General features: G+C 61.5%; 34 protein-coding genes. 4 read left to right on the top strand and 30 right to left on the bottom strand.

Features of this window, described 5'->3' with window-relative positions; translation table 11 throughout:
* Window positions 1-10: 10 nt before the first annotated feature.
* The 19 genes from B5G34_RS01200 to B5G34_RS01115 all read right to left on the bottom strand — a co-directional run bounded on the left by B5G34_RS01200 (window position 11) and on the right by B5G34_RS01115 (window position 13,846).
* On the bottom strand, window positions 11-2,113 hold the full coding sequence (locus tag B5G34_RS01200) for a tape measure protein (protein WP_087333621.1): 2,103 nt from the start codon (window positions 2,111-2,113) through the stop codon (window positions 11-13).
* A gap of 33 nt (window positions 2,114-2,146) precedes the next feature.
* On the bottom strand, window positions 2,147-2,278 hold the full coding sequence (locus tag B5G34_RS19350; protein ID WP_275532284.1) for a hypothetical protein: 132 nt from the start codon (window positions 2,276-2,278) through the stop codon (window positions 2,147-2,149).
* Between the two features lie 29 nt (window positions 2,279-2,307).
* A complete protein-coding gene (locus B5G34_RS01195; protein ID WP_087333620.1) occupies window positions 2,308-2,727 on the bottom strand; it encodes a hypothetical protein in 420 nt (139 codons plus the stop codon).
* A 12-nt stretch (window positions 2,728-2,739) separates the two neighbouring features.
* Complete coding sequence (locus B5G34_RS01190) at window positions 2,740-3,168, bottom strand: phage tail tube protein (protein ID WP_242956737.1); 429 nt, start codon at window positions 3,166-3,168, stop codon at window positions 2,740-2,742.
* Complete coding sequence (locus B5G34_RS01185) at window positions 3,165-4,247, bottom strand: phage tail sheath C-terminal domain-containing protein (protein WP_087333619.1); 1,083 nt, start codon at window positions 4,245-4,247, stop codon at window positions 3,165-3,167. The genes B5G34_RS01190 and B5G34_RS01185 overlap by 4 nt, the downstream gene beginning before the upstream one ends.
* On the bottom strand, window positions 4,248-4,706 hold the full coding sequence (locus B5G34_RS01180; RefSeq protein ID WP_087333618.1) for a DUF6838 family protein: 459 nt from the start codon (window positions 4,704-4,706) through the stop codon (window positions 4,248-4,250).
* Window positions 4,707-4,710: 4 nt separating this feature from the next.
* A complete protein-coding gene (locus B5G34_RS01175; RefSeq protein WP_087333617.1) occupies window positions 4,711-5,157 on the bottom strand; it encodes a hypothetical protein in 447 nt (148 codons plus the stop codon).
* Window positions 5,157-5,720: a hypothetical protein gene (locus B5G34_RS01170; RefSeq protein ID WP_087333616.1), complete on the bottom strand. Its 564-nt coding sequence runs from the start codon at window positions 5,718-5,720 to the stop codon at window positions 5,157-5,159. Before B5G34_RS01170 ends, B5G34_RS01175 begins: the two co-directional genes overlap by 1 nt.
* A 3-nt stretch (window positions 5,721-5,723) precedes the next feature.
* Window positions 5,724-6,032: a DNA-packaging protein gene (locus B5G34_RS01165; protein ID WP_087333615.1), complete on the bottom strand. Its 309-nt coding sequence runs from the start codon at window positions 6,030-6,032 to the stop codon at window positions 5,724-5,726.
* A 4-nt stretch (window positions 6,033-6,036) separates the two neighbouring features.
* Window positions 6,037-7,209 carry a phage major capsid protein gene (locus B5G34_RS01160; protein WP_162609394.1) on the bottom strand — a complete coding sequence of 391 codons (1,173 nt, stop codon included), beginning with the start codon at window positions 7,207-7,209 and terminating at the stop codon, window positions 6,037-6,039.
* A 19-nt stretch (window positions 7,210-7,228) separates the two neighbouring features.
* Window positions 7,229-7,888, bottom strand: coding sequence for a hypothetical protein (locus B5G34_RS01155; RefSeq protein WP_204245887.1), 660 nt, complete (start codon window positions 7,886-7,888; stop codon window positions 7,229-7,231).
* A gap of 1 nt (window position 7,889) precedes the next feature.
* Window positions 7,890-9,185, bottom strand: a complete 1,296-nt coding sequence (locus B5G34_RS01150) for a phage portal protein (protein WP_087333613.1) — start codon at window positions 9,183-9,185, stop codon at window positions 7,890-7,892.
* On the bottom strand, window positions 9,182-9,403 hold the full coding sequence (locus tag B5G34_RS01145; protein WP_087333612.1) for a hypothetical protein: 222 nt from the start codon (window positions 9,401-9,403) through the stop codon (window positions 9,182-9,184). The genes B5G34_RS01150 and B5G34_RS01145 overlap by 4 nt, the downstream gene beginning before the upstream one ends.
* Window positions 9,404-9,412: 9 nt before the next feature.
* Window positions 9,413-11,218, bottom strand: a complete 1,806-nt coding sequence (locus tag B5G34_RS01140; RefSeq protein ID WP_204245886.1) for a terminase TerL endonuclease subunit — start codon at window positions 11,216-11,218, stop codon at window positions 9,413-9,415.
* Entirely contained in the window at window positions 11,208-11,723 is a 516-nt protein-coding gene (locus B5G34_RS01135; RefSeq protein ID WP_087334331.1) for a P27 family phage terminase small subunit, read from the bottom strand. The genes B5G34_RS01140 and B5G34_RS01135 overlap by 11 nt, the downstream gene beginning before the upstream one ends.
* Window positions 11,724-11,938: 215 nt before the next feature.
* Window positions 11,939-12,304 carry an HNH endonuclease gene (locus tag B5G34_RS01130; RefSeq protein WP_087334329.1) on the bottom strand — a complete coding sequence of 122 codons (366 nt, stop codon included), beginning with the start codon at window positions 12,302-12,304 and terminating at the stop codon, window positions 11,939-11,941.
* 300 nt (window positions 12,305-12,604) lie between these two features.
* Entirely contained in the window at window positions 12,605-13,399 is a 795-nt protein-coding gene (locus tag B5G34_RS01125) for a hypothetical protein (RefSeq protein ID WP_087333610.1), read from the bottom strand.
* Entirely contained in the window at window positions 13,383-13,643 is a 261-nt protein-coding gene (locus tag B5G34_RS01120; RefSeq protein ID WP_087333609.1) for a hypothetical protein, read from the bottom strand. The genes B5G34_RS01125 and B5G34_RS01120 overlap by 17 nt, the downstream gene beginning before the upstream one ends.
* Complete coding sequence (locus tag B5G34_RS01115) at window positions 13,643-13,846, bottom strand: hypothetical protein (RefSeq protein WP_087333608.1); 204 nt, start codon at window positions 13,844-13,846, stop codon at window positions 13,643-13,645. Before B5G34_RS01115 ends, B5G34_RS01120 begins: the two co-directional genes overlap by 1 nt.
* A gap of 64 nt (window positions 13,847-13,910) precedes the next feature.
* Between B5G34_RS01115 and B5G34_RS18620 the strand changes: the two genes are divergently transcribed.
* Entirely contained in the window at window positions 13,911-14,084 is a 174-nt protein-coding gene (locus tag B5G34_RS18620) for a hypothetical protein (protein ID WP_162609392.1), read from the top strand.
* A 21-nt stretch (window positions 14,085-14,105) separates the two neighbouring features.
* Complete coding sequence (locus B5G34_RS01110) at window positions 14,106-14,297, top strand: hypothetical protein (protein WP_087333607.1); 192 nt, start codon at window positions 14,106-14,108, stop codon at window positions 14,295-14,297.
* Window positions 14,298-14,521: 224 nt separating this feature from the next.
* On the opposite strand, the gene B5G34_RS01105 is transcribed toward B5G34_RS01110, so the two are convergent.
* From B5G34_RS01105 to B5G34_RS01055, 11 genes are all read right to left on the bottom strand, one after another.
* The gene (locus tag B5G34_RS01105) at window positions 14,522-14,863 is read right to left on the bottom strand and encodes a hypothetical protein (protein ID WP_087333606.1); all 342 of its coding nucleotides are present in this window, start codon (window positions 14,861-14,863) and stop codon (window positions 14,522-14,524) included.
* Window positions 14,860-16,683 carry a PcfJ domain-containing protein gene (locus B5G34_RS01100; protein WP_087333605.1) on the bottom strand — a complete coding sequence of 608 codons (1,824 nt, stop codon included), beginning with the start codon at window positions 16,681-16,683 and terminating at the stop codon, window positions 14,860-14,862. Before B5G34_RS01100 ends, B5G34_RS01105 begins: the two co-directional genes overlap by 4 nt.
* 8 nt (window positions 16,684-16,691) lie before the next feature.
* Window positions 16,692-17,030 (bottom strand): hypothetical protein, encoded by a 339-nt coding sequence (locus B5G34_RS01095; RefSeq protein ID WP_087333604.1) that lies wholly within the window; start codon window positions 17,028-17,030, stop codon window positions 16,692-16,694.
* On the bottom strand, window positions 17,027-18,001 hold the full coding sequence (locus B5G34_RS01090) for a DUF3102 domain-containing protein (RefSeq protein ID WP_087333603.1): 975 nt from the start codon (window positions 17,999-18,001) through the stop codon (window positions 17,027-17,029). The genes B5G34_RS01095 and B5G34_RS01090 overlap by 4 nt, the downstream gene beginning before the upstream one ends.
* On the bottom strand, window positions 17,988-18,773 hold the full coding sequence (locus B5G34_RS01085; protein WP_087333602.1) for a ParA family protein: 786 nt from the start codon (window positions 18,771-18,773) through the stop codon (window positions 17,988-17,990). The genes B5G34_RS01090 and B5G34_RS01085 overlap by 14 nt, the downstream gene beginning before the upstream one ends.
* A 12-nt stretch (window positions 18,774-18,785) precedes the next feature.
* Window positions 18,786-18,986 carry a hypothetical protein gene (locus tag B5G34_RS01080; RefSeq protein WP_087331157.1) on the bottom strand — a complete coding sequence of 67 codons (201 nt, stop codon included), beginning with the start codon at window positions 18,984-18,986 and terminating at the stop codon, window positions 18,786-18,788.
* On the bottom strand, window positions 18,983-20,464 hold the full coding sequence (locus tag B5G34_RS01075; RefSeq protein WP_087333601.1) for a DnaB-like helicase C-terminal domain-containing protein: 1,482 nt from the start codon (window positions 20,462-20,464) through the stop codon (window positions 18,983-18,985). Before B5G34_RS01075 ends, B5G34_RS01080 begins: the two co-directional genes overlap by 4 nt.
* Window positions 20,458-21,261, bottom strand: coding sequence for a helix-turn-helix domain-containing protein (locus tag B5G34_RS01070; protein WP_087333600.1), 804 nt, complete (start codon window positions 21,259-21,261; stop codon window positions 20,458-20,460). The genes B5G34_RS01075 and B5G34_RS01070 overlap by 7 nt, the downstream gene beginning before the upstream one ends.
* Window positions 21,262-21,402: 141 nt before the next feature.
* Window positions 21,403-21,711 (bottom strand): hypothetical protein, encoded by a 309-nt coding sequence (locus tag B5G34_RS01065; protein ID WP_087333599.1) that lies wholly within the window; start codon window positions 21,709-21,711, stop codon window positions 21,403-21,405.
* A gap of 135 nt (window positions 21,712-21,846) precedes the next feature.
* Complete coding sequence (locus B5G34_RS01060) at window positions 21,847-22,308, bottom strand: helix-turn-helix transcriptional regulator (protein ID WP_087333598.1); 462 nt, start codon at window positions 22,306-22,308, stop codon at window positions 21,847-21,849.
* A 39-nt stretch (window positions 22,309-22,347) separates the two neighbouring features.
* Complete coding sequence (locus B5G34_RS01055; RefSeq protein ID WP_087333597.1) at window positions 22,348-22,557, bottom strand: helix-turn-helix transcriptional regulator; 210 nt, start codon at window positions 22,555-22,557, stop codon at window positions 22,348-22,350.
* Window positions 22,558-22,678: 121 nt separating this feature from the next.
* Here B5G34_RS01055 and B5G34_RS01050 point away from each other — a divergent pair, with 121 nt between their 5' ends.
* The gene (locus B5G34_RS01050) at window positions 22,679-22,933 is read left to right on the top strand and encodes a hypothetical protein (RefSeq protein WP_087333596.1); all 255 of its coding nucleotides are present in this window, start codon (window positions 22,679-22,681) and stop codon (window positions 22,931-22,933) included.
* A 303-nt stretch (window positions 22,934-23,236) separates the two neighbouring features.
* On the top strand, window positions 23,237-23,791 hold the full coding sequence (locus B5G34_RS01045) for a helix-turn-helix transcriptional regulator (RefSeq protein WP_162609391.1): 555 nt from the start codon (window positions 23,237-23,239) through the stop codon (window positions 23,789-23,791).
* Window positions 23,792-23,869 lie beyond the last annotated feature (78 nt).

The following is a 23,869-nucleotide window of genomic DNA, read 5'->3' as shown; positions in this document are numbered from 1 at the left end:
GGTCTCCCCCCTATCCGTAGGCTCCGGCCAGGCCGGCCTGTTTGATCTTCACCAGCAGACTGGAGGCAATGGCGTCGATGTCCGACTCCTGCCGCACCACAAAGGTGTTGCCCGAGATGGTGACTCCGCCGGCGCCGCCGCCCCTGTTATAGGAGCGGGCCTCCGCCGCCGTCAGCACCCGCTCGTCCTCGTGGAGCAGGGCGGGAAAATCGTTGTAGGGCACCCGGCCCAGGCCGGTAGCATAGCGGTACGCATTGTTTTTCCGGATCTGATTCCCCTCACCGTCCGACCCAAAGGCAGACATGACCGCTCCCGCCAGCCCTTTGGTAAAGGCCTGCTGCAGGTCGTACTCCGCCCGCCACCCGTCAAAGGACGCGGCCAGCCCCCGGATCGACTCGATCAGATCCAGCTCGCCCTCATGGACCATCAGATAGGCCTCGCTGGACTCATAGGCCGCTGTACCCAGCGCCTCCGCCTGCCGGCGAAGGTTATCCATCGTGATGCCTGCCTCATAGCTGCCGTTTTCATAGTCGGCTGAGGCCTGGACAAATTCCCCCCGCATATCCTGGAGGGCCTGGAGCTGGTCGTCGGTAAAGAGCCCTCTGGAGGTGTCCTCCCCCAACAGCACAGCCTCCAGGGCTTCTCGTGTATACTGTTCGGAGAGGTTTTCCATGTAGGCCGTATTATTTCCGGAGATGCGATTCAACTCCGATATGGCATCTCCCAATGCCCCGTCGTAAGCCTTCTGCTCCGCCTGAAGGCCGTATTTTCGGGTCTCGTTATAGCTGTTGCCTCTGGCGGCGTCGATCTCGGTCATGGTATCCTCCAGGGTGGAGGTCAGGCCCTCGAAGGTCTGGGCCATGGTCTCCATTGCGCCGCCGTACATGGATTCCATGCCCGCCTGGATGATGTCCACCGCGTCTCCGCCCTTGATCTTCCCCTTGGAGATCATGTCGTAGATCTCGCCCTGGGTCTTGCCGTAGGCGTCGGCCAGCATGCCGATGACGTTGACGCCCCGCTCCTGGAGGATGTTCAGGTACTCCAGGCTGGCCTTGCCGGAGCCCTGCATCCGGCTCATGGCCTGGGCCATCATGGTCATATCCTGAGCGGTGACGCCCACGGCGCTGCCGGCGTCGCCGATGGCCTCCATCAGCTGCAGCATCCGCTCCGGGCTGTCTCCGAAGCCGGTGGCCAGGGCCCGGCTCATGCCGGTCAGGTCGCTGTACTCCATGGGGGTCTCAGCGGCCAGTGAGCGCAGGTCGGACAGGTAGGTGGTCCCCACCCCGTCCCCCAGCAGGCGGTTGAAGGCGATCTGGTCCAGCTCCCGCTGGGAGGCGGTGGCCGAGCCGCTGGTCAGGCTCTCCTCTGCCGCACTTTGCCCCTGCTCATAGAGCTGCTGATAGTACTCCTTGAAGGCCTCGTCCTGATTCTCGTAGGTCTGGGCCGCGCCTCCTGCCAGGCCCACCAGGCCGCCCAGAGCGGCGCCAATGGCCGTACCGATGCCAGGAGCGATCATACTGCCGATGGCCGCGCCGCTGCCGGCGCCGGCCAGGGCGCTGGAGAACAGGCTGCCTGCATCGCTGCCGAAGGCGGAGCCCACCAGGGTATTGGCCCACTGACTGGCCGCATCCCCCAGCAGGTTCCAGGCCCCCGCCTGCCCCAGGGCCCTCAGGATACCGCCGGAGGAGCCGCCTGTGGTGTCCGGATCCGGATTTGGGTTCCCTGACTCCTGTCGGGCCAGCCGGTCAGCCTGATTCTCCAGTTCCCGCAGGGCGTTCTGGGCATCCCGTGAGGCATCTGTGGTCTCCCGCAGCACCGTGCGCAGCGATTCATAACGCTCCGCCGCCCGGGTCAGCGCCTCCGCATCTGCCGCAGAGCCGGTATCCCGATAGGCCTTTTCAGCCTCCTTCAGTGCCCTTTTCGCATCCGCAAGCTCAACCTGGAGCCGCCCCTGCTGCTGAATCAGGCCGGACAGTCTGGTCTCATAGGCCTGGGCCCTCTGCCGCAGCGTTTCAAATTCACGCCCCAGATCGGCGTTTGCGCTGCGCAGCTGCTGCAGCCGCGGGCTGTACTGGTCCCGCAAGGTTAACAGGATACTGGCTTCTCTGGACATTGGGCCCTCCTTCGTTCTTCCCCTGGGCGGGGGTCAATGGCGTGCGGCTTCCATGCGCTGCCGCATCTCACGAGACAGGAAGGCCCGTACCAGAGCCTTCTCGCCGGCGGACAGGGACCAATACTGTCCGGGAGACCAGTTTTTCTCCCGGAACAGCAGGTACATCACCGCCAGCTCCCGGTCCCCGCCCTCGGTCAGTTTTTTTCCAATTCCTCCGCCGCGGCTCCCTCGGCGTCGGTGACCTCACCCTTTCCCCAGGGCAAAACCACCGCCTGGCGGAAGCCGCTGAGCCGTTCCACCTCAATGGACACCGCCCGAATCTCGCCGGGCAGCAGCAGAGATTTGACCGCCTCCGCCGGGGTGGGGCCGTGGGCCATCAGCAGCTCCGGCGACTTCCAGATACCGGCGGCGTCACCCGCCAGCACCGTCTGGATCTCATAGTCCGCCATGTCCTTCAGCTCCAGAGCCTTGCCGTAAGGCAGGCCCTTCAGCTCCAGCACAAAGGGCTCGCCATAGAGCCGGCTCAGACGCAGCACCTCATAGCTGCCACGGGGCAGGTCCTTCTGCACATCCGGCGTCTCAGGCCGGAGCAGCAGGTCCAAAATCTTGCTCATCTCAGCTCCTCCTTACGCCGATTCCAGGTACTTGTGGCTGGTGAAGGTGAAGGGCACCTCATCCTTCTGGACGGTCTTGCGCTCCCAGTTCACGATGGGCACCTCATCCAGGCTGACCCCGTAGAGGGCCACCCGCTCAGCCCCGTAGGCATCCGGGTCGTCCAGCTTGCTCACCATGGTCACCCGCACATCCTTGCCGTCCCGGATGGCGTCGGCCATATCCCGGAACCGGCTGTACACCTTGTACAGGCCCATGGAGCCGGTGCCCTTGGAGCCCATGACCTTGCTGTCCTCCACCATCTGCCGGGGCAGATTGATGGCCTCCTTGCTGTTGGTATACTTAGCGGTAAACTTGTAGCACTCGGCCACCAGGTCGCCGTCCCACCAGAGCTCACCGAAGGTACCGGACATCACTCTCTTGGCGCTGTCGATGGTACTCATACGGCCTCACCTCCCATGTAGTAATCCAGGTCGAAGTCCTCCATGGCGTCCAGCACCACGCCGCCCATCTTGATGAAGACCCAGGAGCCGGTGTCGGCCTTCAGGATCTCCTGGTCGGTCATGCCGGACACGTCCACGCCGTTGTTCTTCAGGAACTGCTTCTGCTTGTCCAGGTTGAGCTCCACATAGCTGGACCCGGCCTGGATAACCCCCTCCCCCTCCAGGGTCTGGAGGAAGGCGTGGATCTCGCTGACCAGCAGCATCTTGTTGTCGTAGCTGTTGGCCATGCGGATGTACTTGTCCTCAATGACCGTGCGGCACTGGCTGCGGATCAGGTCCAGGGCCTCCACGATCTTGATCTTCTTCAGGCTCTCGCTCATATCTCCCGACACGGTGGTCAGGGAGTTCACCGCCCGGCCCAGCTTCACCTTCCGGCCGTCGTGGATCAGGATGAGCTGGCCGCTGTCGGCGGCAGCATCCGGATCTGCGATCTCGTCCACGCCGCTGACCTCCTCCAGGGGGGTGGAGGTGGCGGAGGACTCAATGGGGGTGCCCGCCAGCACCCCGGCGATCCGGCTGCAATAATCCCCGGCGGTGTAGGTCTGGCCGCCGGCCACAATGCCGGTGGCCACGAAGTCCACCACCGCCATGTTGTCCGCCTTGTGGTTGGGCAGCACCAGCTTGCCGATGCAGTACTTCTTCCGGGCCTCCTCCAGCCAGGTGACGGCGGCGGCCATGTCCTCCGCCTCCACATCCGCCGGACAGGCCAGGTAGTCGAAGTCGCTGGAGGCCAGGGCCGCGCATCCCACCTCCACCAGGTCGTCCTCGGCTCCGATGACCGACAAAAGCACCTTCTGGGGCTTGCCGTCGCCCCCCAGGAAGGCCCGGGTGATATAGGCCTGGACCTCCGCCCCCAGGCCGCTGGGCACATCCTCCGGGTCGGCCAGGGGATACAGGCCGGCAGTTGCCCCCTCATCCCGCACGATCAGGGCCACGATTCCGTTTTTCAGCCGCCGCACCACCTCTTCCGCCGCCTTGTGAAAAGTGATGGTCAGGTTGGGCTGTCCCATACCAGCCATTTACGTCTCCTCCTTCACGTTGAAATTCATATCGAACTGCTCCATAGGGGATACCTGTACCTCCTCCAGATCCCGGTCATCCTGCCAGGACAGGGTGAAGGTCAGCTCGGCGTAGTCGTTGAACACCTCGCCGGCAGCGTCGGAGAGATCCAGGAACCGGTCCCCTACCCGGATGGCCCCGCCGCTGTACAGGGCCAGGGCCGCCGTCAGCCGGTCACTGAGGGTCTCGATCTGACTGTCGTGATAGTCGTCCACCGTCTCGAAAAAGGTCACCTTCACCTGGGCAGTGCGCTCCACGGTGCGCCGGGTGGCGTCCTCCATGGTCTGCCTGCCCACCTCCACCAGGAAGGAGGGCCGCTCAAAGTTTTTGCGCACCAGGTTGCGGTAGTGCTTCAGCCCGGGGAAGGCCTCCGCCGTCAGCTCCTCCACCCCGTCCAGAATGGCATTGATCCTCAGCATGGTCTTATCCCTCCAGATTCTGTGCCAGACGGAGGGCCAGACTGGCCGCCGCCTGGTCCACCGCCGCCCCCATATCCGTGCCGGCATACATCCGCTTGGCGGGGACCTTGGCCTTGTGGATGCGGGGTGTATACCGCTTGGCTCTTCCGCTGGGCGGCCTGATCTTGTGGCCTGATTCGATGGCGTTGGTGATATAGCCCACCGCCCGGCCATATTCATCCTTGGTATTCTCCGCCGCGTGGATCGCCACATAGCCGCCGCCAGAGCCCAGATGGACGTGCTGCCACCGCTGCACCTTCCCGGTACCGCCGATCCTGGCCTTGACGCCTGCCAGCAGCTGCCGGCCCAGCTCAGCCAGAGCCTCCCGCTTGATCTCGGGCGTCTGGCCCATGGCCTGGGCCAGTTCCTGGTCCAGCCGCTCCAGTTCTCTGATATCCATCTGCAGCGCCATCACAGATCCTCCGTCCGCACGATCTCATATTCGTTCTTGTAGGGGTCCAGGGTGTGGGCCGCCTGTACCTCATAGTTGACCCCCGCCACCGCCGTCAGGCCGCCCCGCTGGAGCACGATCCCCTTGGGGGTCACCAGAACGTAGGTCAGCTGGTTGACGGAGTAGGGCTCCGGCTGGTCCCATTTGGCGTACTTCTCGGTGAGCACGCCGGGGAACCTGGTCCCGTCCTCTCCCTCGTCGGCATCCGCCCGGCATTCCACCAGATCCACCAGGGCCGCTGCCACGTCCAGGTGGTTGCGGTCCCGGCGGGTGATGGAGGTGAGGAACAGGTGCTGTCCCTTCCAGCGCAATGCCTGATGCAGGGTGAGATGCTGCCGCCGGAGCACGATGGCGGCGTCCCTGGCCCCCACCCCCACCTTGCTGAAAAGGTTGGTCTTGGCGGTCTGCTCCACCTGGCCCCAGGCCCGGCGGACGGCCACCCATTCCCACACCCCGGCGGAGGTCTCCCGCAGCTCCAGCACCTCCAGGGGCTGGTCCAGCCTGCCCGCTCCGATGTAGGCCATAGGTCAGGCCTCCTCTCTGGGCTCGGTCAGCTTGAGCTGGGTGATGAGCCGCCGGAAGGCGGGGTTGTCCTGGATGGTCCCATTTACCTCCGCGTCCCGCAGGTCGAAATCCCGCAGCACCATGAAGTTGACGGCCAGGTCATACTGGGCCCGCCGTGGGGTGCCCTCCGGGGGCAGGGAGATCCCCGCCCCCTCCAGGTAGCCCACCGCCGCGTCATACAGGGTCTCCAGGGTGAGCAGTTCCTCCGAGGTGGGCTCCTCCATGCGGCAATAGGCCAGCAGCCCGGCCCGCCGCTCCTCCGTCATGGGCATGGGCTCAGCCGGCCGCGGCGGCGGTGTCGATGTATCCGTTTACCCAGGCCTCGGTGTCCCAGGAGGTACAGTCGTCCCGCAGGCTGCCCCGCCAGATGGTCAGATCCTGCTCAAAGGCGTTGAGCTCGCCCACAGAAGCCACATCGCTGACCTTGATGGTGAACTGGCGGCGATCCCAGTAGGCAACGCCCTCCTTCAGATCGCCCAGGATCATGGGGATCTTGGTGCCGGTGCTGGGCATGGTATCGTTGTCGTAGGTCTTCACCGGCAGGATGTAGGGACCCACACACAGCTGGAGCTGCTTGGGCTCGGCAGGGTTGGGGGTCAGCAGCTGCCGGCCGTTGGCGTCCTTCAGGGTGCCCAGCCAGAGCAGGCCGTCGTCGTTGGTGAGCAGCTTGCTGGTGGCCCGGAAGGTGGAGCCCAGGCCCACCCATGCCTTCAGAATGCCGTCCAGGTCGGTCAGATCGGTGGAAGCATTGGTGGCCACGATGGTCATGATCTCCTTGTTGGCGGTGACCCGGGCCTCATCACCCAGCCACTCCTCTGCCACGGCGGCGATGTTGCTGTCGCTGTCCTCCATCAGTTCGTTGGTAACGGGCAGATAGCCGCCACGCTTCTCGATGTCATAGCTGACGGTGGTGAACTGGGGGGTGGCCGCCTTGCCGTACTTGGCCGCCTCGGCCACGGTGGCAAAGCCGGTGTGCTGGCCCCGCTTCTTGAGGGTGCGGCGGCCGGACTTGGTGGTCACGGGGATCACCCGCACCTCGCTGAGCAGGCTCTCCTTGCTGTCACGCAGGTTGATGATCCGGGTCACGATGTCCTGGGGCACGGCATAGCCGCCGTCAGCCTCCACCCCCTCCTGCATCATGTCTCCTGCGGCCTTGGCCACCCGGAAGCCGCTGCGGGCGGCGTCGGCAAAGCTTTTGACCGCTTTGGCGTAGCCGTCCTCCTGCCCTTCCTGCTCCAGACCGGGAGCACTGGGTTCCTGACCGGCAAAGCGCTCCTGCTCCCGGAGCAGCTTCTCCACGCTCTCGATCTGGGTATTGTAGCCCTTGACCTCGGCCAGCTTGGCCTCATACTCCTCCATGTTCCCGGCATCCAGAGCGGCGTCCGCCGCCTCCAGCACCTGGTTCCGGGCATCCTTCAGGGTGTACAGCTTCTGCTTGTCAATTTTCATGTGGATTCCCTCCATATCCTCAAAATCTTGCTTTCTCCAATTCCAGCCGGGCCTTGGCCCTCTGGACAAATTGGGTCTGATCCTCCTGGGGCTGACGCAGGGCTTTGACTACGCCCGCCTTCCGCTGGGCGGGTACCGCCACAAAGGACCACTCATAGGCGTCGGCAGGCTCCTCCAGGTTGAAGAAGCACAGCTGTCCGTCATAGACCTGTCCCCGGCGGTGGCCGCAGCTGCCCGCCACGCTGCCGCAGATGGAGCAGGTGGAGCGGTTCACGGCACAGCCCACGCTGATCTCCTTCTTGATGCCGCCCTCGATCTCTGCGATCAGGTCCCGGTTGGCCTCGGTGCGCACCATGTAGGCATAGCCCTTCAGCCACCAGGCGGAGTCTCCCGCCCCTGTGGTCTGGCCCGGCTCCTCCACCACCTCGGTCTTATAGAGCCGGGCCGCCTGGCCTTTGGCCGACCATTGATGGTCAAAGATGCCGCTTTTGCCCACAAAAAGCTTGGCCAGGGCCTCCAGGCTGGCCCGGGGGAACCGCTCATAGTCCCGGTCCACCTCGTTGTCGCACAGCCGCACCGCAAAGGTGTAGATCTGATCCTCTGTCAGCTGGGTCTTGGCCAAAGCGTTGATGGCATCCAGATCCGACGGGGTCAGCGGCGTTTTCACAATGGTTTCCATCTCATTCTCCTTCCGGGGCCTGTCCGCCCAAGGCCCGAATGATACTCAGTGCATCCCAGTTTGCCAGGGGACCATAGTTCCAGCTGGCATACCGGCTGTCCCCACCGGGTACGTCCGGCAGATCTTCCAGGGCACGGATGTCATTGACGCTGTATACGCCTGCCTCCCGCATCCCCTTGTACAGCGCGGTCTGGGCCGCCGTGTCGCCCCGCAGCAGTCCCTTCAGCTCCCGCCGGATCCGCAGCCCATCCGCCCGCTCCCGGGGAAGCAGCAGCTTATAGCTGTCCTCCTGCTCCCGCTGGATGACCAGGGGCTGGAGGGTAAACCGGGTGAACTCAATGGCGTTCTGTTCGTTGGAGGAATAGGCCTGCTTGCCGGCATACACCATATGCAGAGGCGTTCCAAAGAATCGGCACACATCGGCCACCCGGATGTCCTCGCTCTCCACGAACTGGGCGTCGGAGTTGCTGACGGAAAGGGCCTGATACTTGAGGCCGTTGTCCATGACAGCCACCCGGAACCCGTTGCCCGGCCCGGCGTGGATCTTCTCCCATTCCCGGCGGATCAGTTCCTTCTTGCTGATTTTCTCGGTGGAGCCGTCACTTTTCGCAACCGCCACTTCCCCGCCGATATCAGTATCGGTGGTCAGCACGCCGGAGGGCCGCCCTCCGTTCTGGTACATGGCCCGCTGGTACTCCTGAGCCGCCAGGCCCGTCTGGATGGTCAGGGCCGCCCGGTGCAGGATGGAGATACCCTCGATGCCGTCCAGGGAATAGGCCTTGTAGTGGAGCACGTCGGCGGGGGACAGACGGAACATCTGTCCCGTCCTGGGATTGGTGTAGATGTACCAGAGGGAGCTGTCCAGAGCCACATAGGGGGTCACATGATCGGGCTGCAGGGGGATGAGCTCCACCGGGTATCCCGTCCTGTTGTCCCGGCTGATCCAGGCATAGGCATTTCCCCGCAGGTCCAGATTGACCTGCATGAGCCGCTCATAGTCGAACCGGGTCATGGCCTCGTTGGGCCGCCCCCATAGCACCCCGGCCAGCCGGTGGTCCCGCAGGCGCTCCTTGGTGGACTCCCGCATCAGATAGACTGGCAGAGCCGCAATGGTGCAGCTGCGCACCTCCACGCATCGGTTCACCGTGGACAGCTTCATGGCCCGGTCCCGGCTCAGACTGATGTTCTCCACGTCCAGGAAGCCGTCCGGCCCGTAGACAGCGGTGGACGTCAGCACGCCGCCCAGGGCGGCGCCGGGGCCGCTTGCCGCCTTACGAATGCCGCGCAGGATGCTCACTTGCCCTCACCTCCTCCGATGGTCCCCAGGATGCCTCCAAGGATGGCCAGCACGCCCCCCGTGATCCATCCGGCAGGGGGATAGATGAGAGCCGCCCCCACGGTGAGAGCCATCGCGCCCCCGCACAGCAGCATCCCCGCGCCCCATTTCTCCCAGGTCCCGGCTGCCAGCGCCAGGATACCGGGGCGGTCTCTCTGCTTGATCTCGTTTTGTTCCATGGTTCCTCCTCAGAATGTGAAGTAGCCCCGATCCAGGGCGGTGTTCAGGTCCGTTATATTCCGCTTCACCAGAACCCGGGCCAGGGCGTTCATAGCAGCCGCCACCGGGTCGATGCGCTCGGTGTCGTCCTTGTGGCGTTTGGACAGCTTCAGGTCCCCGTAGTTGTTCTGGATCTCGATGGCGTTCTGGAGGCACCACAGCACCAGCGGGCTCTCTTCCAGCACCACCCGGTCCTGGAGCAGCAGCTCCCGGAAGGTCTTCACCGCCAGGTTCTGTCCGGCGCAGGTCTGGGACACCTCCACACAGAAGTCCTCCCGATTCCGATCCTCGTTCATGCGGATGGCCAGGTCGGTGGCGTTGTGGCCGTCGTAATCCACCTCGTCCACCTTCCAGCCGTGGCCCCGCTCACCCTCACAGATCCAGTTGTACACATAGCTGTTGTCGGTCACATCGCCGGGGGTCAGGGTGCAGTAGCCGCCCTGGGCCCAGAACTTATAGGGCACCCGGTCCGTCTTCTCGTGGCGGTCGGCCCCGTTCTCCGGCATGAAGCCGTGCATTTTGATGCCGATGCGCCCGTCCGGCAGGTCAAACACCGCCGCCGCTCCGGACAGGTCGATCCGCTTGCCCAGGTCAAACCCGCAGTGACAGCGGAGACCGTCGGTGAGGGCGGCAAACTCCGCCCGGGGCACCATGGCCTTCCTGGCCTTGGCCATACAGTTCTCATCCAGGTAGTGGTTGACGCTGCCCACCTGCCACAGGCACATCCGGCGGGTGAGAAACTTGCGGATCTTGTTGGGATCGTTGGACGCATAGGCCGCGTTGTGCTCATCCCGAATCTGCTTGAGCAGGATCTCACTGTACGGGCTAGGATACCGCAGGCAGGGGTTAGGCTTAGCCCATGCCCCCTCATTGTGGGGGTTGTCCCCCTCGTCCAGCTCCCGGATCATCACAAAATAGCTCTCGTCGATGACCGTTGGGTCCTCCAGCACCCGCTTGGCGTACAGTTCCTCCTCATAGCAGGGCTTACTGCCGGCGTCGTCGCCGGCGGTGGTAATCACGTCCAGCAGGGACTGGGCCCGCTTGCCGAAAGAGTTGGTGCCCAGATCGTAGATCTCCGAATTGGGGTGGGCATGGTACTCGTCTACCACGAAGTAGGTAGGGGCGCCGCTGTCCTTGTTTTTGGTGTCCTTGGACAGGGCCCGCATAAAGCCGCCCCTGGTGCGGTGGACGATGGGATTGGACCGGGGAATGAGCAGCCGCTTGGCAATGTTGGGACTGGCAAGGGCGATCTTCTTGGCGTCGCCCAGCACCCGCATGGCCTGGCCCCGGTCCACGGCGGCGCACTCCACCTCCGGCTCCTGCTCGAACTTGGCCAATTCAGGATGATAAGGCGGATAGATGGCGTCGCCGCACATATGGTGCAGACCCTGACAGGACTTCTCGCTGGACTTGTAGTTGCCCCGGGCCCGCTTGTTATAGGTGTGGGTGAAGCGTCGGGCGCCGGTGTCCTTATGGACCCATCCGTAGGTGCAGCCCAGGTCGAATACCTGCCAGGGCTCCAGCTGGATGGGCTTCCCCGCGTCCACGCCCCGCACCTGGATACACTGGCCGAACCACCGGATGATCCGGTCGGCCCGGGTGGTGTCGAACACATAGGGAAAGCCCTCCGTCCCCTGGCGCTTCAGGTCGTCCAGGTGCCGCTGGCAGGCCAGGATCTCATACTTGCAGCACTGATCCCTGAGGCGGCCCTGGGTCACCTGTTTGGCATAGACCGAGACGGCGTGATGGAGGCCGGACTGCCATCTAATCGCCAAAGAGATCACCGTCCGGATCTGCCCGGTCCTGGGCAGCTGCCCAGGCCCGCTTCTGAGCCAGCCGCACCCGGCCGGAGGGGGTAAGCCCCAACTTCTCCGCATACTGGAGTATGTTGCGCTCCAGGGACTGCATCTTGCCGCTCACCGCGTCCAGCTTGGCCACGGCGTCGGAGGCCGTTTCCGGATCCTCCCCGGCACTCTTCAGCACCTTGGTCACTTGGGCCAATACTTTGCACTGCTGCTCATACCTGGCCAGCATGACGCAATACACGCCCAGGGCATCGCTGTCCAGGTCGTCCAGGATCACCAGACCATCCATCCGTTCCAATACCTTCCGCCAGTAGCGGGCTGCGGCAGCGTTTTTGGTCATGATGGCCGGCTTTTCCATCCGGCTCTCCCGGCCACGGTCGGGGATCACCCCCTCCTCGGCCTGTTCCCGGAGCTGCCGCTCCTCCTCGGTCAGATTTTTGCTCATGTTGTCCAGCGTCTTGGCTGGCGTCGGCATGATGCTCACCTCCTGTCCACCGCCCACCGGGTCAAAACCCTGATGGGGGAGATTTTCTCACATTCGAGGGGCCACGGGGTCTTGCACACCTTCCCCCAAAACCTTCTTTGGGTGGGGGGAGGGTCGGCAAGCCAAGGGCTTGCCCCCGGGCGCGCCCGGGCGGACCCACACGCCCGCGCTCAGGCGCGGACGTAGCTTCCCGCAAGATCTGCCCCTCAGTTTCGGCGGCTGTTTCGCCGCTCTTCCGTCTGCTCCCGGGCGGTCTTCTGGTCGTGATGGTGCTTGCACAGGCTCTGGAGATTGGCCCGGTCGATGAACCTGGCCCAGTCCCCCCGGTGGGGCTCCACATGGTCCACCACCGTGGCCCGGGTGCGGACACCGCGCTTGGCACACTCCCGGCACCAGGGCTCCCGCAGGAGCTGGGCGGGCCGCAGATCGTCGGTCCAGACGGACAGGCTGTACCAGGCGTGCCACTCCGCCGACGCCTTTCTGGCCGCTGGCTTTGGCTTGTGCCTGTCACAGTACCCCTCCCGGGTGAGGGCGGAGCACCCAGGGTGCCTGCATGGTCGGAGGGGCTTCATGGCCACGGGCTATCACCTCCGGGCAACAAAAAAAGCCGGCACCGACGCTCCCCCACTCGGGAAGTCATCGGCACCGGCTTACAACGAAGCACTGGCCACGGTCGATATTCACGATGTACTCTGCCTTGCAGCTCCTGCACCAGAGGATCAGCCCACGGGCTTCAGTTTCGGGGTCTGCTTTCTGGTTGGTCGTCTGCTTGCAGTTGGGACAGACATACCGTCCGTTCCTTACGGATAGTTTACCACACTCACGGTCCTTTTTCAACTTTTCCACTCACTTTCTATGGGCTTTTTTACTTGTTACACCTGGTTTCCAGACCGAATAAAGACGCGAGGGCTGTTTTGTTGTCGCTTGCGCGGCGGCCTGGTCCCTTTCCGCTCCTTTCTCACTGGCAAATAATATTTGATGGTGGTAAACACCCCGAACTCGTTCTCCACCGGCGGCGGCGAGCTGAGGATGATGGCGCCCGGCGGCGCCGCTACCGTGATGTTGTCCTTGACGATTTCATTCTCCACTTTGGGCTTCTTCAGCCCGATGGAGGACGCCCAGGTCCGTGCCCCGCTTTCCGCCTTGCCGCAATCCCGGGGCTCTTTGGTCAGGTACTTGGCCAGGGCCTCGTAGCCCTCCCACAGGTCCAGCGTCTCCAGTTCCACCTCGCCGTAAGGCCACAGGGAGCGGAGCACCTCCAGATCCGCCCCGGTACCGTTGAGGATCATGTGGTGGTGGAGCCGCCCGCCTTCGGCGCTGAGCTGTTCGGTCACATAGATGTAGCGGGTCTCCTGTTCCCTGGCTTTCCGGTGGGCCCGCAGCAGGCGGATCATCTTCTTGAGCCGCTTTACCGCCTCCGGCCTGGACTCCGGCAGGTGGTCGTCGTCGTATGTAAAGACCAGGTGGAGATCCCGGCGGGTAAAGTTGGCGGCCAGCTCCACCTCCAGCTTCTGCCACGATCGCTTCAGGTTCATCCGCTCCTGGGCGGCGGAGGAGATCTCCCGCAGGGCCTGCCGCTCCCGGTCCGAGCTGCGGGGCGTTGGGATGGTGTAGCAGCCCACAATCACCAGCCGCCCGGCAGTGATGGTCTTAATCCGTTTTGCCATTCTGCGCCTCCATCTCCACCAGAGCTCTGGCCCCGTCGTACAGCTGACTAATTCCGTGGATGGTCAGCACGTCGATGCCGGTGTGGAGCTCAATGGAGGCGATCCTGGCCCGTGCGGTGCCGTCTTTAATCCCCAGCGCTTTGGCCGCACCGGAAATGCAGAGGTCGGCATCATGGAGCGCCACAATCAGCCGGACCTGGTCCATGGTCAGGATCCTGTCATTCCGCGCACTGGAGCGTCCCATCACTTACACCTCCCAAAGCGGTTCAAGTAGTGGGCCTTCCAGAGGGCCTCCGGCTGGCGGAGGGAGAGCATTCTGTCCCGCACCAGCTTGTCCATCACCCGGCCGATGCTGGGCTGGCCGTCCATCTGGGCCAGCTTTTCCAGGTTGGCGGCAGTCTGGGCTGTGACCAACACAGAGATTCGTCGCAAATTTTTGTTTTTCATCCAATCCCTCCGTTTGAAATGAAGTGCGCTGTCCGTGGGCAAGCTATCACTGGAGGTGAATCGCATGGAGCCCACATACAGCGATCGATACGCCAATCTGATGGAAGACCCGGCCATGGAGGCCTATTTTGTCCAGCTGCCCGGCTATATCCAGGCCCAGATCCGCGCCCGCAAGCAGCAGCCCGCCACCCTGGAGGACCTGAAACGCATGGCCGAAGAGGTCAAGCAGCTGTTTTAACACAAAGATCGAGGTGATACGATGGCCAAGCAAGGCATGGCACGTCCAGAACGAACCCACACCCAGCCCCGCAATACGGAGCCTCCCGTGCCCGAGATCCAGGGCAAAGCCAAGCACGGAAAGGAACATGCAAAGCCCATCATCCCAGGCACCTCCGGCCCCAACCTGAAGGTGTACCACCAGAAGCCCTCTGCCGACCAGGAAGATCTGTAATGTTGTTCGCCAAAGTACCGCCCCGTTGTGGGCGGTACTTTGCTGTTCCGGCTCTCTGCCGGGCACCCCGCAAGCAGCAGGGCCCCGGTCAGAGAGAAAAGAGAGGTCCGGGTGAGCGAAGACTCTCACCCGGCAGAGAGCCGGAGCAAATGTTACATACGGTCCAGGATCTTCATTGCCTCCTGCAAACCGCACAACATACAATACCCACGGACATCTCTCCTCTACATTTGATCATATTTTCTCAGGCACTTATCAGCAGCCTTCCAATACCGTCTTTGCTCTTTTGATGCCTGCAGCATGATCTGCTCCAGATTTGCCCCCTTTTTACACACATCTCTTGGAATCGATGAGATCGGAAGACCCATGTATGGAGACAACAGTGCAGAATATTCTGCCAATGCCTTGGAATATCGCTCCCCTGCTATATGCGCCTTGTCGTTAAATTGTCGGTAGCGGCGAAACATAATGTCAGATTCAAAGTGCTTCAGCTCATATTTCAACTCAACAGCATGCTCTTTGATCCACCAGATCAGTTCCTCTTTGGTGGCATCTTCCAAATTCATGCTGCACCCACCTCCGCTTTCCGCTTACCGGACTTCTTCATATTTGTCCCTGCTCTCCGGTCGGCAAACCATGGCATCAAGACCTCGCGCTCCCAGCGGTCGCAGAAGTCCCGAACCTTTTGCGCGATTTTGTGGCGATACTGCTTGTGGTCCCCGTGGTGCTCATTGCCGTAGCCGTGCAGCTGGACCTCCACCGGAATCGCCTTGTTCATGTTGATCTGCAAGGTGTAGTAGCTACGCTCCGGCCGGCGGCGGCGGCGAATGAAAAAGATTGGATTCCCGGAGCAGTGCTGGTTTCCATAGGTCCCCACGCAGTGCCGCAGGGTCCTGCCCTCCGCCACAAGGTCCTCCTCCGTCTGAGGGAGCACCACACACAGCTCCCCGTCTGTCCACTCCAGATCTCGGTATTGGATGTAGGTGCTAGTAAATCCCATCTGGTACGAGGCATTTCCACGACCTGTCCAAAGCTGGATGACCCGATCATGGGCCGCCATCAGATCGCGGGGCCAGAGGGTCTCTTCGTCTTCCGCCAGACCTGCGTCCCGCAGCATTTTACGGTAGTCAATCAGCAGCTGCACTCCATCCTGAAGGGCATCCTGCTTTTTCAGATACCGAACCACCTGAACAGGTGTCAGATCTTCCCACCCAGCGGCGACCATTTCCAGAAGATGTCCCACAGCCTTACCGCCGATGTGCTCCCGGCAGTGCTCAAACTCCAGGGCGTCAGCCCTTGGGAACTGACGCCGGTATCTGTCCCAGCATCCTACATCTTCAGATCCCCAATTCTTTTTGCGGATCTCGCGGAACGCCGTCTTACTCATGTGCAGCATTCTGTGTGGCTTGACCTCCGTCCAATCCGCCCATGAAATAGGCGGCGCATCGCACAGATCGGTCTTATATGTCGCGCAGTCGAGCTGCCTGTCAATGGTTTGCACCACAGCCTCCGCAAATCCCTGACGCATCAGGTTTTCCACCTGCGGGTACCTTTCCCAGACATGAAGATATGCTCCAGGCCAGCAGCCATCGGCCCCTATATACGCATCAAGAGCGGTTTTTTCTCCGGTATGGCCAGCCAGATCCGGCCCATAGGTAAGCGTCCATCCGCCTATCTTCCGATGATTAGCAGCCTCGCAGGAATAATAGGCTATCTGCATCGGGTCTCTTGACCATTTACAGGGAATCCACACCGCCTCCGACACGTCGCCGCTGTGCAGCTCGGCCCGGAACCGACGCAGCTTGCCCTCCTCATCCACAATCAGGGCCGCGTGGGGTACAAAGACCGTTGTATCGGTCCCATCGGCATCCTGCCACCTGCGCACCATCCAGTACATGACCGCCGTATAGCGTTCAATATGGACAACCTCTGCCTGTAAAACCTGGTACGTCCTCCCTTGGCGTAGCTCTGAGCGGCGGGTCACCGTAGCGGCAGTCCAGCAATGAGGGCACACAGCTTCATCGCCATCCAGATACACCGAGGAATCCGGTCCCTGCTCCGCATACCCCTCATACGTCTGGCCGTCCGGCCCTTCCGACAGGACAATGCCGTTCTTTACATAGCCGGCGATAAAATCTTCCCCGCAGGCGGTACAGGTGCAGCGGGCACCCCAGCGGCGCTTTTTCGACTGCTCCCAGTGCGCCCAGTCCTGCGGATCCATAATCTGCCCAATCTCGTCTGCCAAGCCGACCGATTCCCGGTGATACAGGATCAGATCACCGCCAAGATCGTGCATATCGTAGATGCCCATCAATACGTCTCGCTTCAGCTCGTCGCAGGGCTGGACAGGAAGCATTGCGGCGAGTGATTTCCAGTTCATATCCATGCCGCACCTCACAGGAAGTCCGCTAGGCTGAGAACCTTCGGAGTATCCCCGCCGGCCGCAGCGGAGGCGGCGCCAAGCCCATAAAACTCCCGCAGGATCTCCTCCGCCTCCAGCGGCGTGACGCAGGAGAAGCCGCCGGTCTTATGGCTGTCCGCAAAGGACTTGATCTTCTTCTCAGCCTGAACGATCCCCATTTGTGGATTTTCCAAGTCCTTTGCCAGCAGCTCCGCGCTCTCGGGTTCTCTCCGGCAAATGTCCTTCAGCTGCTCCGCCACCATCCAGGGTGCGGAGCGCTCTTTAACTTTGCTCTGCTGCTCATTCAGCAGCTTGATTGCCCGATCAATCATTCGGCATACCTCCCGAAGATCTCGGCTAGATACTTCATGGCCTTCTCCATGTCCTGGGCGGCGGTCTGATCCTCCCGGCCCCGGGCTTTGAGCAGATAGCCCTGCATCTTGTTGGCCAGCTCCTGGCCTTGGATAAACAGCACATCGAACTGAGTCAGTTCCTTGTCTCCTGCAATGGCAGCTTTCTTTTCTGATTTCTCCCGCTCCTCCAGGTAGCGCTTTAAGTCCTCCGTCTTAGCCTCAGCCTCCTGCTGCCGGTACTTAGCCTTGGCCGCTGCCTCCTTGGCCTTATCCAGCTTGGCCTGCATCTCGGCAATGGCGTCGGCCCGGGCCTTGTCAATGGCGGCCTGGTCCACCACGGTCTCCACCGCCACGTCCACCGGTTTGGCCTTCAGGTCAGCAAGTTCAGCCTCCAGGCGGGCCACATTCTCCATGGCCTGCTCCCGGTCCTCACGGACCCCAGCCAGACGGGCATTGAGCAGCCGCATATCCTCCGCCATCTTATCCCGGGCCTGCTCCGCTGCGTGCTGATCCGCCTCGGCCCGTTCGGCGGACGCTCTGGCCTCATCCCGCTCCTTGATGGCCTGCTCCAGTTGGCGGGCGCTCATGTCGATGACATTGTGGTCCTCCAAAAACGCATCCCGCTCCCCTTCCGGTAGAGCAAGCAGCATTAATGCCTTTGATGCCCCCAAATCCGCCAACGTGTTCGGATTTGACCATTCCCGGGCCAATTTCATAAATTTCTGAGCTGTTCTCTCCGACAGTTCCACCTGCTCATTGAGCCAGGGGAGCCATTCTCCATGCCGAAGCATATCCTTGGCCTCGATGAGACACCGGCCAATGGTGAGGATGGCCTCTCCCCCGGCCCGCTTGGCATCCAGGATCTCCCCGGTGATAACCTCGATGGTCCTGTCCTCGGCAGGCGGGGCCATCGTCCGGGCAATGAGCGCCCCCAAGTCAGGCTTGCCCATACTGGATCCCCTCCTTTGCCGCCAGCTCCGCCACCCAGGCCCGGTAATCCCGGGCCGCCGAGCAGAAGGGGCTCCAGGCCTGGACCGCCATCCGGGCCCAGCTGGACTCGGGCACCTTGTCGGTGCGGCGGATCACCGTGTCATAGACCGGCACCATGCCCTCCTCCCGGAGATAGGCTACCGAATCCTCCACCACCGGGGAGCGGTGCCACTGGTTCACCAGCACCCCGGATACCCTCAGCGCCGGGTGGAGGGAGCGCAGGCTGGCGATCTGATCCACCAGATCCCCCACGCCGGTGGCCGAGCAGGCATCGGACAGTACCGGGATGATGACGGCGTCGCTGGCCAGGATGGACGATACGCAGGCAGCCGACAGGTTGGGCGGGCAGTCAATGACCATCACGTCATAGGCCTCGTCCTCCTCCAGAGCCTCCCGCATATCCCGTAAAGCCCGGTAGCTCCGGCCACGGTCGCCGCCGGCGGCCTCCAGATCCAGCGCCCACAGGTCCTCCGCCGCCGGCAGCACGTCCAGGCCGGGCACGTCGGTCTGCTCCACCAGCTCATCGTAGCAGATGCTCAGCCCCCGCAGCAGGGCGCCCAGCCCGGCATATTCACCGGGCGGCAGCAGGATCTGAGTGGCGTTTGCCTGCCCATCGGCATCCACCAACAGCACCCGCAGCCGGCAGCTTGTCGCCAGCACATAGGCTAAATTGACGGCGGTGGTGGTCTTCCCCACCCCGCCCTTTCGATTGACGATTGCAAAAGTCTTCATGCACGAACACTCCTATCTGTTTTCCATCGGGAAGCACTCCCGGATGGTCTCATTGCCCACTTTGGCTTCCGCCATGTAATACCGCCGGGCCGGATGGATGTAGACGATCCGTCCGGTTACCGACCGCAGCTTGCGCTGCCTGTTCGCCCGCTCCCCACTGAGCTCATGCTCAAAGGCCGACGGGGTCCAGGTGATCTTCTGGCCTTTTCTCATGCTGTTCCTCCTCCAGAGCCTGGACCGCCAGAGTCAGCGCCTGGGCCACCTGCAGGTGATCCACTGGGAAGCTGCTGGCCCGTGCCAGGGCCTCCCGGCGCAGGATCTCCAGCCGCAGCAGCTGGGCCGCTCTGGCCTTGTCCATGCTGGTCTCCTTTCTCTGCAAACGGATCGTCCGGATCCTCCAGGATCTCCGTAAACTGCACCTGCCTGTACTCCGGCTCCCGCCGTTTCCTGGGGGCTGGAGCATCCACCGCCGACTCATACAGCCGCTGATGAGCGCCGTCAAAGGCCAGATAGATCTTGCCGGTCTCGCCCTCCTTGTTCTTGGCGATGTGCAGAACCCGGCGGCTGTGTGGGGTGTCCTCCTCCTTGTAGAGCAACATGGCCACGTCGGCATCCTGCTCGATCTGCCCGGACTCCCGCAGGGAGGCCAGGGTGGGGGCCTTCACCCCATCCCCGCCCTTCTCCGGCCGGGACAGCTGGGACAGGGCTACCACCGTGATGCCGGTGCTCTGGGACAGCTGGTGCAGCCCGATGCTGATCCCAGCCACCTCTTCGGTCCGGCTGCGCCGCTTATCCCCCTGGATGAGCTGTAAGTAGTCGATGAAAATGGCGTCATACCCCCGGCTGAGGGCAGAGGAGCGGATCTCGTCCACCGTCATGCCGCTGGCGGGCACCCACTCCAGGGCGGGCTGGATGAGCCGCTTGGAGGCTATGGCCAGAGCCTTGTAGTCCTCTTCGGTCAGCTCGGAGCGCTTGATCTTACCGAAGTCCAGCCGCATGTTGTAGGCGATGAGCCGGTCCTCCAGCTTGGCCTCACCGGTCTCCAGGGAGTAAAAGCCCACCTTCCGGCCCAGCTTGGCCCAGTGCCAGGCAAACTGGATGGCCAGCAGGGTCTTACCTGCGGAGGCGTAGCCACCCAGCACCACCATGTCGCCCCGGTCCACAAAGAGCCGGTCGTTGAGCTTGTCCAGCCCCCAGGTGAGGTACTCCTTCCTGGTCTTGTGCCGGTCGTAAAAGTCCAGCAGTGCCTGCTCCATGGTGACGTAGCGCAGCCCCGGCTTGTCCACCATCAGGGCGTTGCCGTCGGCCAGACATTTGGTGGCGTCCTCCATGCTGCCCGCCTGAGCCAGCCGCTCCCCCAGCAGGCACAGCTGATAGAGCCGGGCCTGCTCCTTGAGTATGGGCACATACTCCCAGATGTTGGCCGCCGTAGGGGTCTTGTCCATCAGGTCGATGAGGTACTCCCGCCAGGGCTGCTGCTCCGACGCTCCCAGCAGGGGGAGCAGCAGAACAGGGTCTACCGTTTGCCCCGTCACAAACAGCTGGCGGATGGCCTGATAGGTCATGCGGTGCCTGGGGTTGACGAAGTCCCGGTCCTGTACCTGGACCAGCACCTCCCCCACCAGATCCGGTGAGATGAGCAGGGAGCCAAGCACCGCCTCCTGGGCGGCCTCCATGTCCTGGATCACCATACCGGCACACCGTCCCTCTCAACCACCCGCCGGGGCGGCGGCGTCTGTACTTGAGGCTGGGCCGGTACATCCTCCCACCGGCGCTTGCGCAGCCACCGGCAGGCGTATGGGATACCGATGCCCCGCTGCCACTCCTCGCTGGCCTTCTGCCGGGCCAGTGCCCGGGCCATCTGATCGATGAGGGCATCATCCGGCCGGAGCTTGTCCCACTCCTCCACGGCCCCCATCCGGTCCTCTCCTCTGGGGTAGTAGTCCCAGAAGGCCTCAAAACGCTCGGGCTTCCAGGTGGGAACCGACTTGAGCCTACGCTGCCGTTTTTTCCGCTGGGGCTTGTCCCCTTCTAGGGGACTATAGGGGTTTATTAAGTCTTTACTTAGTCGTTCTTTATTTAATTGCGTCGGATTTTCCGACGACGGTTTTTCCAATGTTGGTTCACCCGTCGTCGGTTTTCCCGACAATGGTTCTTCTTCCACCATAGTCGGGTTTTCCGACAATGGCTCAGCCTGGTCCCGGATGTTGTAGATCACGCCTGTAAACTTGCCACCCTCTCCATGGGAGCGGGTGCGGGTCAGATAGCCCGCCTGCTCCATCTCACCCAGAGCGGATCGGATGGCGTCCCGGCCGCAGCCGGCCACCGTGGCCAGCCCGGCCACGCTGTAGTCCCAGTCCTCCGGCAGGGAGAGAATGATGGCAAACAGCCCCTTGGTCTTGAGGGACAGTCCGGTATGCCGCAGGATGCCATTGGGCAGGACGGTGTACCCGCCGCTGCGCTGGACACGAATCACGCCGTCAGCCATTTCTCATCACCTCCCCTTGTAAATACCGGCCATTTGTGGTATCATAATAGTGGTTTTCATGCACGAAACCATTTGGCCTCTCTGTCTGCGCCCACAGACAGGGGGGCCTTTCTTTATGCCTTTTCACGGGACTCCCCTCCCCTACCAGATTCCCATGTCGATCATCACCTTGGTGGCCACCTGCCTGATCCTCTCCCGGTTGGCCGCCCGCTCTTCCTCACTGACCACCACGTCGCTGTGGGGGGTAAAGCACAGGGTTGTGCCCAGCTTTGGCCCGGAGTCCATGGTGGCGCTTTCATCCACCAGCACCCGCGCCCCAGACATATCTGTGAGCCAGTGCAGACCCTTCCGCCGGGTGATGACGGTATCCGTCTCATATCTGCCGATCTTCTCGTGGACGGTCTTGACCGTGACCACCAGCTCCTCCAGGGGCTCAATGTTGAGATCCATATGTAAACACCTCCTCTTTCCTCTTATGCTGCGGCAAGGCTGTCCTATCCCATCCAGTTGGGTAGGCCCACCGCGACGATGATGCAGCCCAGCCATACGGCGCTGCCCCAAAACGGATGCCATCTGTGTTTCATGTCAGCCTTCCTTTCCACAGATCTGGTTTGCACACCGCAGCTCCAGCGCGGCCTCCACAATCTCCTGCAAATCCTCCATAATGGCGTCAAACTCCGGACGCTCCTGGGCGTCGATGATGTTGTCCTCCGCGATCCGCAGCAGCCGCCGGTCGGCGTGGGACTCGGCAAAGGTAAAGATCCGGTTGGTCAGCTTGGCACTGGCCTCCAGCACGGACTTGGGCCGGACCTCCGGCACCACGCTGCTGTACAGGGCGTTGGTCTCCCGCAGATGCTGGTAGGCAAGGTGCTGAGCGTTGTACAGGATCACCATCAGCTCCACCACCTCGTTGGGCGGGACCCGCTGGCCGGTCTCGTAGGCCCGCAGGCTCTCCACGCTGATGTCCAGCCGCTCCGCTGCCGCTTCCTGGGTCAAACCGGCGGCCATGCGGCAGGTTTTGTAGATATTCCGGTAATCTCCCGGCATGGTTATCTCCTCCTCTTCGGGGTAAAATGGATGTGGGGATCAGCTGGCGTCCCGCTCCTCCGGCCTGTCCCGGCCATAGAGGGCGTCGATAGAGCAGCCCAGCAGGTCAGCCAGGGCGGGCAGCTTGTCCGCGTTGGGCATGGCCAGGCCCACCTCCCACTTTCGCACGGCGACCTTGGTCACCCCCAGCCGGTCTGCGACCTGGATTCTGGTCAGGCCCATGGCCTCTCTGTACTCTTTGATCCTCATGAAGCCTCACCTCCCTTTTAGGCTTGTTCGCCTCTGTTCTATGTGATAAAATGGAACCACAAGTTTCCATGCCACTCTATTGGGACTCACTTATTCCTTGAGAGAAGGAGGCGGAAACTGTATGTCAGAAGCCTATCTTACTGAAGCCGAATACCAGGAACATTGCTGGGCCTATGGCGCCATCAGTTTGGAGATCAGCAAGCGCTTTGACCCAAATCCTTGGATTTTCAAAGCATGCTTCCGCCCCAATCCCCACGAAAATAGATTTGTTGTAGTTTTCCGGGATTTTGAAGGTGAAAAAGAGCTGACTGTTACCTATACACTGGTGGACGGATCTGAATCATACACATTTCAGCAGAAGCCCACTCCACTTTGACAGCTCCCCAACCATCTGATTCTTCCGGGTCATACAAGCCAGTCATTCCGACTTTTTCCACTCCCTGGAACAGATAGACGGTCAGATTTTTTGGCTTACACAGCAAGAAAACCCGTCGCTTCGCTCGGTATATAAATCTTTGGAACCATTTCATATTTGGCACCCCCTTCCTACCTGCGGAGCAACCTGTGGTTTACTCTGAGATAATCATAAACTCGATATTGCGCATTGTCAACCAAATTGCTCAATATTGCGCATATTTTGTCATATTGCTCACTTTCTTTTTATAAGGAGTGTATACGCGTGGATGTTCAGACTTTTGTGCAAAATGTAAAATTGCTGTGCGCAGCTAGAGGTATTAGTCCTACCTCTGCTTGCAAGGAAAGCGGCGTCGGAACCAGTTTTATCCCCGATATCAAACGTGGCAGAATCCCGTCTATTGATAAATTCGAAAAATTGGCACTTTATTTAGGTGTTACCATCAGCGAACTTCTTGGCGAAACAAGAACAGATCTTGCTGTTGTCTCCTATGATGTACCACCGAAGGATACCATCGAAGAAGTCTTTGAAGTAATAGACCTTATGAAGGGCCATATACTCAGTGATTTTCGCACATTTGTTAATGCCAGCAACCCTCCCATTTCTTCAAAATCCGCTGGACCATATTCATTTGTTCTCGAAGCAAAACTTCAAAGTTACACTCACACTCCTATAAGTTCCACAGAAGGTGTAGCCTCTGACACTTCATCTCCTAAGGAAGCTGAACTTATTGATTTGTACCGGAAATTGGCTCCTGCGCAGCAAGATACACTTTTGGAAGTAGCCCAGGCATTGGTTTCCAAGAACGATCACTTGTAAATTATCTTTTATCTGATCGCCCATAATATTGTTTCATTAAATCGATTCGACATTTTTCAACAACTATCCAATGGCAAA

The organism is Flavonifractor sp. An82 (assembly GCF_002159265.1).
Classification (GTDB): Bacteria; Bacillota; Clostridia; order Oscillospirales; family Oscillospiraceae; genus Flavonifractor.
Note: the sequence above shows the minus strand (reverse complement) of the source record. Positions and strands in the feature narration are given on the sequence as shown.